The following is a 14,082-nucleotide window of genomic DNA, read 5'->3' on the forward strand; positions in this document are numbered from 1 at the left end:
GGCCGAACGTAACACGGTGTTTGTCCCCAGTGAACCGTTCACTGTTCACCCTTCCGGCCATGGACACAGCGAGCACCGGCGCCTACGACGACGTACGCGCCGCATCGAGAGCCCTGGCCACGGAGGCCGTGCACGCCGGCCGCGACGATCTCGCCCGCCAGGGCCTGCACGCCCCGCCGATCGACCTGTCGACCACCTACCCCTCGTACGACAGCCGCGCCGAGGCCGCCCGCATCGACGCCTTCGCCACCGACGGCGCCGATCCGGCCGGGCCGCCGGTCTACGGCCGCCTCGGCAACCCGACCGTGGCCCGCTTCGAGACCGCCCTCGCCCGTCTGGAGGGCACGGAGTCCGCGGTCGCCTTCGCCAGCGGCATGGCAGCGCTCAGCGCCGTCCTCCTCGCGCTTCCCGCCATGGGCCTGCGGCACGTGGTCGCCGTACGGCCCCTGTACGGCTGTAGCGACCACCTGCTGACCGCCGGGCTGCTCGGCACGGAGGTCACCTGGACCGACCCGGCCGGCATCGGTGACGCGCTGCGCCCGGACACCGGCCTGGTGCTGGTCGAGTCCCCGGCCAATCCGACGCTCGCCGAACTCGACCTGCGGGCCGTCGCGCGCGCCTGCGGCCCGGTGCCGCTGCTCGTCGACAACACCTTCGCCACGCCCGTGCTGCAACGCCCGGCCGAGCAGGGCGCGCGGCTGGTGCTGCACAGCGCCACCAAGTACCTCGGCGGCCATGGTGACGTGCTCGCCGGCGTCGTCGCCTGTGACGAGGAGTTCGCGGGCCGGCTGCGGCAGATACGGTTCGCCACCGGGGGAGTCCTCCATCCGCTGGCCGGCTACCTGCTGCTGCGAGGACTGTCCACCCTCCCGGTAAGGGTCCGGGCCGCCTCCGCGAACGCCGCCGAACTGGTCCGCCGGCTCGGCGCCGATCCCCGCGTGGCCCGTGTCCACTATCCGCGGCTCGGCGGCGCGATGATCGCTTTCGAGGTGTACGGCGACCCGCACGAGGTGATCTCCCGGGTCCGGCTCGTCACCCCCGCGGTGAGCCTGGGCAGCGTCGACACGCTGATCCAGCATCCCGCGTCCATCAGTCACCGCATCGTCGACGCCGACGACCGGCGCGGGGCGGGGGTGAGCGACCGGCTGCTGCGGCTGTCGGTGGGCCTGGAGGACGTCGACGACCTGTGGAGCGACCTCGACCAGGCCCTGGGCGCCCGGGATCCCCTGGGGGAGCCGACGCGGAAGCCGGTGCGGCAGCCGGTGCGGGAGGCCGTGCGCTGACGGCACCGTCGGCCCGTGGCGCCCCTGCCCCGACGCGGTCCGGTGGGGCACCCGAGGCGTGAGCGCTGCGGTCAGGGCGGTCGGACTCGCCGTCAGCCGAGGTGTGGTGGGTTGCTCCGGGGGGCCGCGGCCAGTGCCGTGGTGTCCAGGCGGGCCGTGATGACCAGGGTGCCTTCCTCGATCTGGTAGTCGAGGGGCAGGCCGAGGCCGCGCATGGCGGCGACCATGCCGGTGTTGGAGGCCTGCGTCACGGCGTACACGCTCTCGCAGCCGGCCTCCACCGCCAGCGCCACCAGCCGGCCGAGCAGTTCCCCGCCGATGCCCCGCTGCTGCCAGTCGTCCTCGATCAGCAGCGCGACCTCCGTCTCGTCGCCGTCCCACAGCAGGTGCCCGAGGCCCACGATCCGGCCGGACGCGGTCTGCGCGGCCAGCGTCCGGCCGAAGCGGGGGCTGAGCAGGTGGGTCAGATAGCGGTCCGCGTCACCGACCGGGCCGTGGTAGCGCATGCCGAGCGTGCGGGGCGAGCACCGCTCGTGCATCTCCCTGGCCGCGGCCAGGTCACCGGTGTCGACCCGGCGCACGGTGATGTCGTTGCCCTCCGGCAGGGTCAGCACGTCCTGACCGCGCGGGATCCGCGGCCCGAGCCGGCTGTCCAGCTCCACCAGCGCCCGTGCCCGAGCGAACTCGGTCGGTGTGAACGGCAGATACGGCCGCTCCACGGTGAGCACACCGCCCTCCGGTGCCCGCAGCCGCATCACGGTCTCCTCGAGGACGCCCCCGGCCGGCACCGGTTCGGGACCACGGCCGCCGCCGACCGGGGTGCCGGGCAGTGACCGGATCGTGCAGCGCCCCAGCAACTGGCGCAGAGCCAGCGGAAGTTCGGCGGCGTCCAGGGCGGTGCGGGTGGCCAGCCCGAGCACCCGGGTGGGCGCGTCGACCAGGTCGTGGGCGTCGGCCCGTTCGATCCAGGTGGCCGTACCCCCGGCCAGCGCGACCGCCCGGGTGATCTCCGCCGCGGCCAGTGCGCCCGGGGACCGCAGCAGGAACTCGTCCACGGTGCCGTCGGCCAGCGGGTGCGTCTGGAGGCTCAGGATGTCCACCCGTCGTTCGGCCAGCGCCGTGCACAGCGCGGCCAGCGAACCGGGCGCGTCCCGCACCGTCGTACGCATCCGCCACAGCGTGCCGGCGTCGGTGACCCCACCGGCCGTGGCGCCGGTCCGGGTGGAGGGCCCGCCCGGCCGCGGGGCGGCGGCCGGCCGGGCGCCGGTATCACCGACCGGCGGCGCGTGTCCGTGGCGGCGTGACCACCACACGTGGAAACCCGCCGTCGCGGCCAGCACGACGGCCGACATCACCAGCAGGGCCGGCCCGTCCGGTCCGTGTCCGATCAGGTTCGCCGTGGCGTCCGCCACGGCGACCGCGGTGAACAGCGCGGCGAGTTCGACGACGTCCCGCCGCCAGTGGTGCACGGGCCGCCCGTGCCTGGCCCGGGTCACATCAGGCATGTCTGGAGTCATGCAGCCACTGTGAAGGAACGGTGTTGCGTGATCACGAACTGATTGTGACCGATGGGTAAAGCATGCTCCGTCCTATTTGTTGCCCTTTCTACAGGAGGCGGGCCCGGTGACCGGCCCACCGGCCCACCGGCCCACCGACCGCCGGGCCCGCCCGCCGCACCGCTACTGGCCGACCCGGCCCGGCTGCAACGTCCGTGTGAACAGCACCGTGCCGTCCTGCTCACGCAGCCGCACCGTCAGCTCGCCGCTGGCCCCGTCGATGTCGACCTCACCGAAGAACTGGTAGCCGCCCGCGGGCGAGACGTTCGACGCGGTCGGCGCCTTCACGAACACCCGCTCCGGGCCGAACGTGCCGTCCAGCGCGCTCGCCGGGAACGCACCGGCGTTCAGCGGTCCTGAGACGAACTCCCAGAAGGGCTCGAAGTCGGTGAACGCGGCCCGCGAGGGCTGGTAGTGCTGGGCGGAGGTGTGGTGCACGTCCGCCGTCAGCCACACCGTGCCGGTGATCCGCCGGTGCTTCACGAACCGCAGCAGCTCGGCGATCTGGAGCTCCCGGCCGAGCGGGGCCCCCGGGTCACCCTGCGCCACCGCCTCGAAGTTCGGCCGGTTCTCCGTCGTGTCGGGCACCACGAGCCCGAGGGGCATGTCGGCGGCGATCACCTTCCACACCGCGCGCGAGCGGGCCAGCTCCCGCTTGAGCCACTCCAGCTGCTCGCGGCCCAGGATGCCCTGCGGGTCGACGGTCCGGTCGTCCGGCGAGTTGGCGTTGCGGTAGGTGCGCATGTCGAGCACGAACACGTCGAGCAGCGGGCCCTGGCGCAGTACCCGGTGGATCCGGCCCTCACGGGCGCCCGGACGCAGGGTGGAGACCGGGGAGTACTCGCTGAACGCCCGCCGGGCGCGCGCCGCGAGGACGTCGATGCTCTTCTCGGTGTACCGGGTGTCGGAGGAGGTGATCACCTCGCCCGGGTACCAGTTGTTGCGGACCTCGTGGTCGTCCCACTGCACGACCGAGGGCACCTGGGCGTTGAAGCGGCGCAGGTTGGCGTCGAGCAGGTTGTAGCGGAAGTTGCCCCGGTACTCGTCGAGCGTCTCGGCGACCTTCGACTTCTCCTCGGTGGTGACGTTCCGCCAGGCGCTGCCGTCGGGCAGTGCCTGGGTGGCGGCGATCGGCCCGTCGGCGTAGACGGCGTCGCCGCTGAACAGGAAGAAGTCGGGGTCCAGCCTCGCCATCGCGTCGTAGATGCGGTAGCCGCCGCGATCGGGATCGATGCCCCAGCCCTGGCCGGCCAGGTCGCCCGACCACAGGAAGCGCACGCCGTCCCGGCGGCGCCGGGAGACCGTGCGGAACGTACCGGTCACGGGTGCGCCGGTGCGGCGCGGGTCGTCGGGGTCGGCGAGCAGCACCCGGTAGTGGATCTGCTCACCGGACGGCAGGCCGTGCAGCCGGGTGGTGCCGGTGAAGTCCGTGCGGGCGTCCAGCAGCGGGCCGTGCCATCTGCGCGGGTCGCGGAACGACTCGGTGGCCGCGGTCTCCACGACCATCCTGGCCGGACGGTCCGAACGCACCCAGACCAGACCGGAGTCGGCGCTCACGTCGCCCGTCTGCACGCCCCAGGCGGCCTCGGGGCGTCCGGAGCGGGCGAACGCCGGTGCCGCGCCGAGGCCCACGGGCAGGGTCAGGGCCGCCGACGTGACGAGGGAGCCGCGCAGAACACTGCGGCGGCCGGGGAGCGGACGGTGGGACATGGCTGCGCCTCCAGGGACGGGATCCGGCCGATGTGCGGAGCCACACCTACTCGGGCGCCGCGGCGCGCGCGCGAACGCCGGGTGAACAACGGCCCGCTCGGCCGGCCACCGCTCACCCGGTCGGGTGGCTCAGCGGCTGCCGTCCAGGATGACCCGGGCGATCAGCGCCGGGTCGTCGTTCATCGGGCAGTGCCCGCAGCCGGGCAGCCGGACCAGCCGGGCGTGCGGGATGAGCTGCTTGGCCCGGATGCCCTGACGGCGCACGAGAATACGGTCCCGGGTGCCCCAGGCCACCGTGACCGGCAGGCCCGGCAGGGTGTCGGCGAACCGGACGGTCGTGCCCGCCCGCAGGGTCGCCTCGAAACCGGCGGCCCCCACGAGCGCGAGCGTCTCGGCGACCACGGCCTCCGGTGAACGGCGGCCGGGGCGGGCGTAGATGGTGCTCGTCAGCGCCGTCCGGCCGGCCGGCGTGCGCGCCAGCCGCTCCACCAGCGGCAGCGGGAGCCGCTGGGCGATGCCGCGCATCGCGAGCAGCACCGCGAACGCGTACCGCCGCTCGGCCTCCGTCCAGAAGCCCGCCGGCGAGAGGGCGGTGACGGAGCGTACGAGCTTCTCCCGGCCCAGCTCCAGCGCGAGCAGGCCGCCCAGCGAGTTGCCGGCGACATGCGGCCGGTCCAGCTCCAGCGCCTGGAACAGGGAGCCGAGCACGGTGTGGGTGGTGGACAGGTCGTACGCCAGGCCGTCGGGCAGGGCCGGCGACGCGCCGAAGCCCGGCAGGTCGACGGCGATCACGTCGCGCTCGGTGGCGAGGATGTCCACGACCGGGTCCCAGGCCTGCCGGTGGTGGCCGATGCCGTGCAGCAGGACCAGCGGCTCGCCGCGGCCCACGCGCGCGTAGGACACGGTCACGTCCTTCGGACCGTGCGGAGTGGGGACCGGGAAGGAGACGGTGGCGGACATGGGGGTGCTCCTCGTCTGGGCTGCTGACGGACGCCGTAGACAGTTTGTCAGCAATCACTACCGGCGGGTAGCCCCCGGCGTCCCTCCGGCACGCGATCCCGGCCTCGCCCCCACCCGCCCCGCCCCCGGAGCGGGTCGTTCCGGGTGGACACAGGCAGATGCGCCGGGATGGGATGGGGTCGTGACCGCAGACCTCGCCACCGACGTCTTCGAAGAACACCGGCCCTTCCTCATGGGCGTCGCCTACCGCATGCTCGGGCGCGTCGCCGACGCCGAGGACGTGGTGCAGGACGCCTGGCTGCGCTGGTACCAGGCCGACCGCACGGACGTCCGCGAACCGCGTGCCTACCTCGTGCGCATCACCACCCGCCTGGCCATCGACCGGCTGCGGCAGGTGCGGTCGCGCGGCGAGGCGTACGTCGGACCGTGGCTGCCGGAGCCGTACCTCACCGAGTTCGGCGACACCGCGCCGGACTCCGCCGACCGCGCCGTGCTCGCCGACACCGTGTCCCTGGCCGTCCTCGTCGTCCTGGAGTCGCTCTCACCGCTGGAGCGGGCGGTCTTCGTGCTCAGGGAGGCGTTCGGCTACCCGTACGCCGAGATCGCCGCGCTGCTCGATCGCGGCGAGGCGGCGGTACGGCAACTGGCCGGGCGCGCCCGCCGGCATGTGGCGGAACGGCGCCCGCGCTACGACGTCGATCCCGCCCGGCGCCGGGACCTGACCGAACGCTTCATCGCCGCCGCGGTCGAAGGCGACCTCAACGGGCTGATGTCCCTGCTCGCCCCGGACGTCCGGCTGGTCGGCGACAGCGGCGGCAAGGCGAAGGCGCCGCTGCGGATCCTGCACACCGCCGACAAGGTCGCCCGCTTCCTCGTCGGCGTCTCGCGGTCCGGCCCGCCGGGACTCGCCCTGCGGCTCGTGGAGGTCAACGCGGGCCCCGCCGTGCTCGTCCTCAGCGACGACCGCCCCGACAGCCTGTTCCAGCTGGACATATCCGACGGCCGGGTCACGGCCGTGTACGTCGTCCGCAACCCGGACAAGCTGCGCTCGCTCGCCGCCCGCTGAACCGGCCACTTCGTGAGCCCCCGTCGTACGGCGGGGGCTTCGCCGTGCCGTGGTGACTCCGCGGTACGACGGGGGTTTTGCCGCGATGTCACAGACACCGTCCCGCGCGAACGGCTCGTGAACGCTCCGCGGCGGGTCCGCCACGGGTTCCCCACGGACCGAGGATTGGTCTTGACCAAGGGTGGCGGCAGCCCTATGGTCGCAGATAAGTGCAACAACCTTTAATAAACAAGGGCGCTAAAAGCCGCCGGACCACGGCTCTTGCGGAGGACAGGGTGGGGACCACGCAGCTGGAAACGGTGCCGGAACCGAAGTACTTGCATCTCAAGACCGTGCTTACCGAGGCACTGGACTCCGAGTTCTCGGTCGGCGAGATCCTGCCCAACGAGCGTGACCTCGCGGCCCGCTTCGGCGTGGCCCGCGCGACGCTCCGCCAGGCCCTCGAACAGCTGGAGCTGGAGGGCCGGCTGCAACGCCGCCGCGGGGTGGGCACGACCGTCGCGCCACCGCGCGTGGGTGTGGCCGTCGGCACCGAACAGCACACCTGGCCCGGCGCCGCCGGGGACGACTGGCAGCTCCTCGACTGTGTGCAGGCACCGCCGCCCGCCCCCGTCGCCGCGGCCCTGGAGACAGGCGCGGACGAGGCCGTCCATACCGTCCGGCGCTCCCGCATGTCCCACGGCCAGCAGGTCGCCACCGAGCTGCTCCACATCCCGGCGGCCTCCCTGGCCGACCTCACCGCGATCGACGCCCCGTCCGGCGCCGCACGCGCGCGTGCGGTGCTGCGCGAGTTGCAGCACCTGCCGCTGGAGGGGAAGGACCGCGCCGTCGAGCTGGGCTCCGCGCGCGCGGAGGACGCCAGGGAACTCGACCGGCTCCCGGGCTCACCCGTCCTGGTCGTCACCACCCGCTTCTTCGCCCAGGGCCGTACCGCGGCACTGTCGGTCGCCACCTACCGCGCCGACACCTGCCGGCTGACCTTCGGCGAGTCGGCGGGCGTGGAGATACACCACGACCCGGAACGCCAGGCGTCCTGACCCGGCCCCCCCGGGGCCCGCGAACGCACCCGGCCCGGGGCCGCACGGCTGCGGGTAACCGGGGGACGGCGCCCTTCCGGACGCGCCGGACCAGCACGCTCGCCCCGGGGCGCCTCGCCGTCCGCGCGGCCGGCGGCCACGCCCGGCGCCGGAGCGGCACACTCCCGGCGCCGGGAGCCCCGTCCCCGGCGTCGCGGCGGCCCGACCGCCGCACCCGGTGGGCCACAGCCGTACGACTGCCGCCCCCCTGCGACGCGATCACCGGACCTGCCGCCCCGACGGCCCGGCTGCCGCCCGGGTGCCACAGGAACGGCCCCGGCGCCTGGCAGCCGGTCGGCCGCCCCCGGGCGGGCCGGTGCCGCAAGGACGGCCCCCGGCGCCCCGACAGCCGGTCCGCCGCCCCCCGGCGGGCCGCGGCGGCACGCTCGCCGTACCCGGCGCCCCGCAGCCGGACTGCAGTGTTCAGCGCCCGAGCCGCGGCCCCTGGTCGGCCGGCAACCGCAGCCGGGGCGCCGGCGCCCGCACCCGGTCGCACCCGCACCGCGCATCCCCGCGGACCGCACCCGGGGGCCGCCACTCCCGTCCGCCCGTCAGCGGCGGGCGGTCACCGTGGCGTCCACCGCGAACAGTTGTTCCTCGACGTGGTCCATCGCGAGGCGAAGTGCCCCGGTGGCGACGGCCGCCTCGCCCAGGAGGGACAGGGCCACCTGGGGCGGACGCAGGCAGTAGCGGGCCAGTTCGCGGCGCAGGGGCTCCAGGACGCCGTCCAGGCCGGCCGCCCAGCCACCGATCACGACCAGTTCGGGATCGAGTGCCAGCACCAGCGCGGCCACGTCGTGCACGAGCCGCTGGATGAACCGTTCGACGGCTGCCCGCGCCCGCTGGTCACCCTCGCGGGCCAGTGCGAACACCTCGGCGACGGCCTGCTCGTCCAGCGGGTGCAGCGGTTCGTCGGTGGTGGACAGCAGCGTCTCCGGCGTCGCCCCCCGGCCCAGCAGATGCAGCGCGCCGATCTCCCCGGCCGCCCCGCCGTACCCCCGGTGCAGCCGTCCGCCGATCAGCGAACCCGCCCCCGGGCTCAGCCCGGCCAGCACGAACACCACGTCGTCCGACTCGCTCGCCGCGCCCTTCCAGTGCTCGGCGACGGCCGCCGCGTTGGCGTCGTTCTCCACCAGCACCGGGCACTTGAAGGACCGGCTCAGCCGCTCGCCGAGCTTCAGGCCGGTCCACTGCGGCAGGGCCGTGCTCAGCCGTACCGTGCCGTCCGCGTCCACGATGCCCGGCGTGCCGACGCCCACCGCCCGCAGCGAACCGCGGGCGACGCCGGCCCGGCGCAGCAGTTCGGCGACCGCTCCGCGCAGCCGGTCGAGCCGCTCGTCCGCCGGGGCCCTCTCGTCGACGTCCTTGGCCTGCGCGCCCAGCATCCGTCCGTCCAGCGCGGACAGCACCGCGGCGACCCGGTGCGGCCCGATCTCCAGGCCCAGCAGATGCCCCGCCTCGGCCCGGAACCGGAACCGGCGGGCGGGCCGGCCCTGCCGGCGCGCGCCGCCCTCGTCGGCCGCCGCCTCCACGACGAGCCCGCCCTCGATGAGGCCCTCCACGACGCCCTCGACGGTCGGCCGGGACAGCCCGGTGACGCGGGTGATCTCGGTGAGCGTCGCGCAGTCCGTCGCCCGCAGCGCGTGCAGCACCACCGCGGAATTGATCCGTCGCAGCAGCGAGGGATCGCCGCCGGTCAGCTGCCCCACCGTCCGTCCTCCCAGCTCGCGGCCGTGTTGGCCGGATCGTACTCGGCCCGGTCCGCCCCGGCGAGTGCCCGGTACCGCCCGCGGCGGGCGCAACTCGCTCACCCCGGCTCCACGAAGCCCGACTCGTAGGCCGCGATCACCGCCTGGGTGCGGTCGCGCGCCCCCAGCTTGGCCAGGACGGCGCTCACATGTGACTTCACCGTCTCGGTGCCGACGAACAGCCGGCCGGCGATCTCCGCGTTCGACAGCCCCCGTGCCATCAGCCGCAGCACCTCCGCCTCCCGCTCGGTCAGCCGGGCCCGCTCCAGCGCGGCCCGCGCCGGACCGCGGGCGTCGCCGTACCGGGTGGCGAGGCGCCGTACGGAGGCCGGGAAAAGCAGCGACCCGCCCTCCGCCACCAGCCGTACCGCGTGCACGATCTCGGCCGGCCGCGCCCGCTTCAGCAGGAACCCGTCGGCGCCCGCGCGCAGCGCCTCGTACACGTACTCGTCGTCCTCGAACGTGGTCACCACCAGGATCTTCGGTGGCTCGGCCACCGTGCGCAGCACCGCGCGCGTGGCCTCGATCCCGTCCAGCAGCGGCATGCGTACATCCATGGCGACCACGTCCGGCCGCAGTTGCCGGACCAGTGGGACGACCGCCGCGCCGTCGGCCGCCTCGCCCACCACTTCGATGTCGGGCTGTGCCGTCAGCACGGCCCGCAGACCCGCGCGGACCAGGGGTTCGTCGTCGACGAGGAGAACGGTGACCGGCATCCGGCCAGCGTAGATCAGCCCAGCGGCAGCTCCGCGCGCACCTGCCAGTCGCCCTCGTCCGGACCGCTTCGGGCGGTGCCGCCGAGCAGCGCGGCCCGTTCCCGTATCCCGCGCAGCCCGCTGCCCCGCCCGGAGCCGGGTACGGGCCCGGGCAGCGGGTTGCGGACCTCCAGCGCGAGCGTGCCGCCCGTGACCGAGACGCGGACCCGCACCGGCACGGCGCCCGCGTGCCGCAGCACATTGGTGAGCGCCTCCTGGAGGATGCGGTAGCCCTCACGGGAGACCGGCCCCGGTACCGCCTCGACCCCACCCGTCACCTCGGCGTCGACCTTCGCCCCGGAGGCCCGCGCCGCCTCCAGCAGCAGCCCGGCGTCCGCGAGCGTGGGCCGGGCGCTCACCGGCCGCCCGGCCTCCCGCAGGACGCCCAGCACCCGCTCCAGGTCCTCCAGCGCGGCCCGGCCGGTCTCCTCGATGGCCCTCAGCGCGCGGTCGGTGAACTCCGGGTCGCCCGCCGCGCGCGCGGCACCGGCCTGCACCACCGCGACCGTCAGGGCGTGCCCGATCGAGTCGTGCAACTCCCGGGCGATCCGGGTGCGTTCCAGGAGCTGTTCGGTGCGCTCCTCCAGGGCGGCGAGCCGCTCGGCCGCGGACGGTCCGAGGAGTCGCCGCCCGGCGGCCGTGACCAGCTCCCCGAGCGCGACCACCACGCCGTACAGGGCGAGCAGGGGGAGCGGGGCCAGCAGGGCCCAGGCGCGGTGCGCCGGCAGCCGGTCCAGCAGTGGTGCCCCGGGCGGCCCCCCGGTCCACGCGCAGCGCGCCAGCTCGAAGCAGAGGACGGGAAGCCACACGGTGGCGAGTGCGGTCACCGCGCCCAGGAGCATGCGCAGTTCCAGCCAGAGCACGGTACGCAGCCGGTCCGGCCAGGTCGCCGACGGGGCCTCGGAGACGCCCGGCTCCGGCTCGCCGGGCGTGAGCAGCAGCCGTGCCTGCACACCCTCCCCTCGCCGCACCGCGGGCACGAGTCCGAACGGGACGAGCAGCAGCGCGGGCACCCAGGGGGTCGACATGTCGATGAAGAGCCAGACGCTGACCGCTGCTATCGGCACCCACAGATGCAGCAGGCGCGTGTACGTCGTCCCGCGCAGCAGCGGGCGCAGAAGGCGGGCCATGACCTCATCGTGGCAGGCGGCACCGACAACGGCCGTCCCCCGCACGGGGGAGAGGGTCCCCACCGGCGGGGGAGGAGCCGACGCGCCCGGGCGGCCAGGCTGGTGCCATGACCAGCATCGATGTACGAGACCTCACCAAGGAGTACGGCGGACGGCGGGCCGTGGACGGCCTCACCTTCGCGGTCCGCCCCGGCCGGGTCACCGGCTTCCTCGGCCCCAACGGCGCCGGGAAGTCCACCACCCTGCGCCTCCTGCTCGGCCTGGACCGGCCCACCGCCGGCACGGCCACCATCGGCGGCCACGCCTACGCCCGGCTCCGCGACCCCCTGCACCGGGTGGGCGCCCTGCTCGACGCCCGCGCCGCGCACGGCTCCCGCACCGCCCGCGACCACCTGCGGTCCCTCGCCGCCAGCAACCGCATCCCGGCCGGCCGTGTGGACGCCGTCCTGGAGGAGACCGGGCTCGCCCCGGTGGCGCGGCGCCGGGTACGGACGTACTCCCTGGGCATGCGCCAGCGGCTGGGCATCGCCGCGGCCCTGCTCGGCGAACCCGAGGTCGTCCTGCTCGACGAACCCGCCAACGGCCTGGACCCGGAAGGCATCGTCTGGATCCGGACGATGCTGCGCCGGCTGGCCGCGGAGGGCCGTACGGTCCTGGTCTCCAGCCATCTGATGGGCGAGACCGCCGCGTTCGCCGACCACCTGCTGATCCTCGGCCGGGGCCGTCTGCTCGCCGACACACCGGTCCGGGAGTTCATCCACGCGCGCGTACGGCCCCACGTCCGCGTCCGGACCACCGATTCCGCCGCCCTCGGTGCCCTGCTCGCCCGGCACGGCCACGACGCGTCCCCGGGCGAGGACGGCACCTGGATCGTGCGGCACGCGCGCGTGGACGACCTCGGCCGGCTGATGTCCGAGGCGGGCCTGCCCGTTCTGGAACTCGCCGCGCGGGAGGCCACCCTGGAGGAGGCCTACCTCGATCTGACCGCGGCCGAGGCCGAGTTCACCGCCCCGTCCCAGGAGGCCTGACCATGCCGTTCGCACCCGTGCTGCACGCCGAGTGGATCAAAATCCGTACGCTGCGCTCCCTGCTGGGCAGCCTCGCCGCGATGCTCGTGGCCACCGCCGCGTTCTCCGCGCTCGCCTCAGTCGACGCGGACGACTCCGACCCGCTGTACTCGATGTTCTTCGGCATCAGTTTCGGGCAGATCGCCGCGATCGCCTTCGGGACGACGGCCGTCTCGTCGGAGTTCCGGGGCGGAGCGCTGCGGCTCAGCCTGGCGGCGGTACCCGACCGGGTGCGCTGGTTCGCGGCGAAGGCCACCGCGATCGCCCTTCCCACGCTGGCGGTCGGGCTGCTCACCGGCCTCGTCACGCTCCTGGGGGGCCGCGCCGCCCTCGGCGCGTCCGCGCCCGGCTGGGCCGAGGGGCTGCGCGGAGCCGTCGGTTGCGGCCTGCACCTGACGCTGATGGCGCTGTTCGCCGCCGGCGTGGCGGCCGCCCTGCGCAGCGGCACCGCGACCCTCTCCGTGCTGATCCCGTTCCTGCTGATCGTGTCCTTCGTCGTCGGCGACCTGTCCGGCGGCGTCGCCGACTTCCTCCCCGACCGGGCCGGCCAAGTCGCCCTGCACAGTACCTGGAACGGCACCCTCGGCCCGTGGAGCGGACTCGCGGTGACCGCGCTGTGGACGGCGGCGGCCCTGGTGGCGGGCGGATGGAGCCTGCGGCGCCGGGACGCCTGACGCCGGACGGGGCACGCCTGACGGACCGCCAATTGTCAGTGGTGCCCGCTTTACTTGACGGCATGGACATCGCGACGTGTCTGAACCTCATCGACGTGCTGTGCGCCCGGGAGTTCCCGGCGGCGCCCGGCAGGACGGAGCACGGCGAGAGCGGGCCCGGCTATCACATAGCCGCCTTACGGACGAGCGGGGACTTCCTGGGCGGAGGAGACGCCGACGGCAGCGAGCGGGACGAGACGGAGGCGCAGTACGAAGCAGAGCGGGACGGCCTCGCCGAGCGCCTCGAAGAGCGGTGGGGACAGCCGCAGTACCTCAGCCTGTACAGCGTGCTCGACCGGACCGTGGCGGGCGAGGACGTCGCCGAGCCGTGGGCCGGGCTGAGCGGTCACGTCCCCGACGTCCAGCTGTGGCGGGCCCCGGGGGCGGACCGCTGGGTCGCCCTCGGGGTGTCCCGGTGGGACAGGGAACTGCCCTGTCAGCTGCTGGGGATAGTGACGGAGGCCGACCCGCCGTGACCGGCCCCGTCCGCGGCCTCCCGCAGCCGGGCGAACTCCTCCGCCATCGTGGCCGCCGTCCAGTGCGCGTTCAGCCCGCTCGGGTTGGGCAGCACCCACACCCGGGTGGCGCCGATCGTCCGCTCCTGCGGGCCCACCCGGGCCGTACGGTCGGCGAAGGCGGCCCGGTACGCGGTCACTCCGACGACGGCCAGCCACCTCGGCCTCAGCCGCGTCACCTTCTCGGTCAGCAGCCGCCCGCCCTCGGCGTACTCCTCGGCGGTCAGCTCGTCCGCCCGTGCGGACGCCCGCGGCACCATGTTGGTGATGCCGAGCCCGTAGGACAGCAGCTCCCCCTGCTCGGCCGGCTTCAGCAGCCGGGGCGTGAACCCCGACAGGTGCAGCACCGGCCAGAACCGGTTGCCGGGCCGGGCGAAGTGGTGGCCGGTCGCCGCCGTCATCAGACCGGGGTTGATGCCGCAGAACAGCACCCGCAGACCGTCCGCGACCAGGTCCGGGACGAGACGGTCGCGGGCGGCCTCCAGTTCCGCCTGGGTGAAGCG

13 protein-coding genes are annotated in these 14,082 nt (G+C 74.7%); 6 read left to right on the forward strand and 7 right to left on the reverse strand.

Features of this window, described 5'->3' with window-relative positions:
• Positions 1 to 59 precede the first annotated feature (59 nt).
• Positions 60 to 1,283, forward strand: a complete 1,224-nt coding sequence (locus tag ACGFT1_RS31910; RefSeq protein ID WP_373912456.1) for a PLP-dependent aspartate aminotransferase family protein — start codon at positions 60 to 62, stop codon at positions 1,281 to 1,283.
• Between the two features lie 92 nt (positions 1,284 to 1,375).
• On the opposite strand, the gene ACGFT1_RS31915 is transcribed toward ACGFT1_RS31910, so the two are convergent.
• The 3 genes from ACGFT1_RS31915 to ACGFT1_RS31925 form a co-directional block, all read right to left on the reverse strand.
• Positions 1,376 to 2,800 carry a GNAT family N-acetyltransferase gene (locus ACGFT1_RS31915; RefSeq protein ID WP_373912457.1) on the reverse strand — a complete coding sequence of 475 codons (1,425 nt, stop codon included), beginning with the start codon at positions 2,798 to 2,800 and terminating at the stop codon, positions 1,376 to 1,378.
• 162 nt (positions 2,801 to 2,962) lie between these two features.
• Complete coding sequence (locus ACGFT1_RS31920; RefSeq protein WP_373912458.1) at positions 2,963 to 4,549, reverse strand: alkaline phosphatase; 1,587 nt, start codon at positions 4,547 to 4,549, stop codon at positions 2,963 to 2,965.
• Positions 4,550 to 4,678: 129 nt separating this feature from the next.
• Entirely contained in the window at positions 4,679 to 5,509 is an 831-nt protein-coding gene (locus tag ACGFT1_RS31925) for an alpha/beta fold hydrolase (RefSeq protein WP_373912459.1), read from the reverse strand.
• 181 nt (positions 5,510 to 5,690) lie between these two features.
• Here ACGFT1_RS31925 and ACGFT1_RS31930 point away from each other — a divergent pair, with 181 nt between their 5' ends.
• Both ACGFT1_RS31930 and ACGFT1_RS31935 read left to right on the forward strand, forming a co-directional pair.
• On the forward strand, positions 5,691 to 6,575 hold the full coding sequence (locus tag ACGFT1_RS31930) for an RNA polymerase sigma-70 factor (protein WP_373912460.1): 885 nt from the start codon (positions 5,691 to 5,693) through the stop codon (positions 6,573 to 6,575).
• Between the two features lie 275 nt (positions 6,576 to 6,850).
• Complete coding sequence (locus ACGFT1_RS31935) at positions 6,851 to 7,612, forward strand: GntR family transcriptional regulator (protein ID WP_373912461.1); 762 nt, start codon at positions 6,851 to 6,853, stop codon at positions 7,610 to 7,612.
• A 590-nt stretch (positions 7,613 to 8,202) separates the two neighbouring features.
• Here ACGFT1_RS31935 and ACGFT1_RS31940 read toward each other — a convergent pair.
• From ACGFT1_RS31940 to ACGFT1_RS31950, 3 genes are all read right to left on the reverse strand, one after another.
• Positions 8,203 to 9,360 carry an ROK family transcriptional regulator gene (locus ACGFT1_RS31940; RefSeq protein WP_373912462.1) on the reverse strand — a complete coding sequence of 386 codons (1,158 nt, stop codon included), beginning with the start codon at positions 9,358 to 9,360 and terminating at the stop codon, positions 8,203 to 8,205.
• Between the two features lie 98 nt (positions 9,361 to 9,458).
• A complete protein-coding gene (locus ACGFT1_RS31945; protein ID WP_373912463.1) occupies positions 9,459 to 10,115 on the reverse strand; it encodes a response regulator in 657 nt (218 codons plus the stop codon).
• Between the two features lie 14 nt (positions 10,116 to 10,129).
• Entirely contained in the window at positions 10,130 to 11,284 is a 1,155-nt protein-coding gene (locus ACGFT1_RS31950) for a sensor histidine kinase (protein ID WP_373912464.1), read from the reverse strand.
• Positions 11,285 to 11,391: 107 nt separating this feature from the next.
• On the opposite strand from ACGFT1_RS31950, the gene ACGFT1_RS31955 reads away from it, so the two are divergent.
• From ACGFT1_RS31955 to ACGFT1_RS31965, 3 genes are all read left to right on the forward strand, one after another.
• Positions 11,392 to 12,312: an ATP-binding cassette domain-containing protein gene (locus tag ACGFT1_RS31955; RefSeq protein WP_373912465.1), complete on the forward strand. Its 921-nt coding sequence runs from the start codon at positions 11,392 to 11,394 to the stop codon at positions 12,310 to 12,312.
• A gap of 2 nt (positions 12,313 to 12,314) precedes the next feature.
• On the forward strand, positions 12,315 to 13,025 hold the full coding sequence (locus ACGFT1_RS31960) for an ABC transporter permease (RefSeq protein WP_373912466.1): 711 nt from the start codon (positions 12,315 to 12,317) through the stop codon (positions 13,023 to 13,025).
• 62 nt (positions 13,026 to 13,087) lie between these two features.
• Positions 13,088 to 13,540, forward strand: a complete 453-nt coding sequence (locus tag ACGFT1_RS31965; protein WP_373912467.1) for a hypothetical protein — start codon at positions 13,088 to 13,090, stop codon at positions 13,538 to 13,540.
• Here ACGFT1_RS31965 and mug read toward each other — a convergent pair.
• Positions 13,501 to 14,064, reverse strand: coding sequence for a G/U mismatch-specific DNA glycosylase (mug, locus tag ACGFT1_RS31970; RefSeq protein ID WP_373912533.1), 564 nt, complete (start codon positions 14,062 to 14,064; stop codon positions 13,501 to 13,503). The genes ACGFT1_RS31965 and mug overlap by 40 nt on opposite strands.
• Positions 14,065 to 14,082: the final 18 nt, after the last annotated feature.

It is taken from the genome of Streptomyces sp. Y20, assembly GCF_043195475.1.
Lineage (GTDB): Bacteria > Actinomycetota > Actinomycetes > Streptomycetales > Streptomycetaceae > Streptomyces.

Coding starts and splice junctions, on each gene's coding strand:
- ACGFT1_RS31910 (WP_373912456.1), top strand. CDS start 60: ATGGACACAGCGAGCACCGGCGCCTACGACGACGTACGCGCCGCATCG.
- ACGFT1_RS31915 (WP_373912457.1), bottom strand. CDS start 2,800: ATGACTCCAGACATGCCTGATGTGACCCGGGCCAGGCACGGGCGGCCC.
- ACGFT1_RS31920 (WP_373912458.1), bottom strand. CDS start 4,549: ATGTCCCACCGTCCGCTCCCCGGCCGCCGCAGTGTTCTGCGCGGCTCC.
- ACGFT1_RS31925 (WP_373912459.1), bottom strand. CDS start 5,509: ATGTCCGCCACCGTCTCCTTCCCGGTCCCCACTCCGCACGGTCCGAAG.
- ACGFT1_RS31945 (WP_373912463.1), bottom strand. CDS start 10,115: ATGCCGGTCACCGTTCTCCTCGTCGACGACGAACCCCTGGTCCGCGCG.
- ACGFT1_RS31950 (WP_373912464.1), bottom strand. CDS start 11,284: ATGGCCCGCCTTCTGCGCCCGCTGCTGCGCGGGACGACGTACACGCGC.
- ACGFT1_RS31955 (WP_373912465.1), top strand. CDS start 11,392: ATGACCAGCATCGATGTACGAGACCTCACCAAGGAGTACGGCGGACGG.
- ACGFT1_RS31960 (WP_373912466.1), top strand. CDS start 12,315: ATGCCGTTCGCACCCGTGCTGCACGCCGAGTGGATCAAAATCCGTACG.
- ACGFT1_RS31965 (WP_373912467.1), top strand. CDS start 13,088: ATGGACATCGCGACGTGTCTGAACCTCATCGACGTGCTGTGCGCCCGG.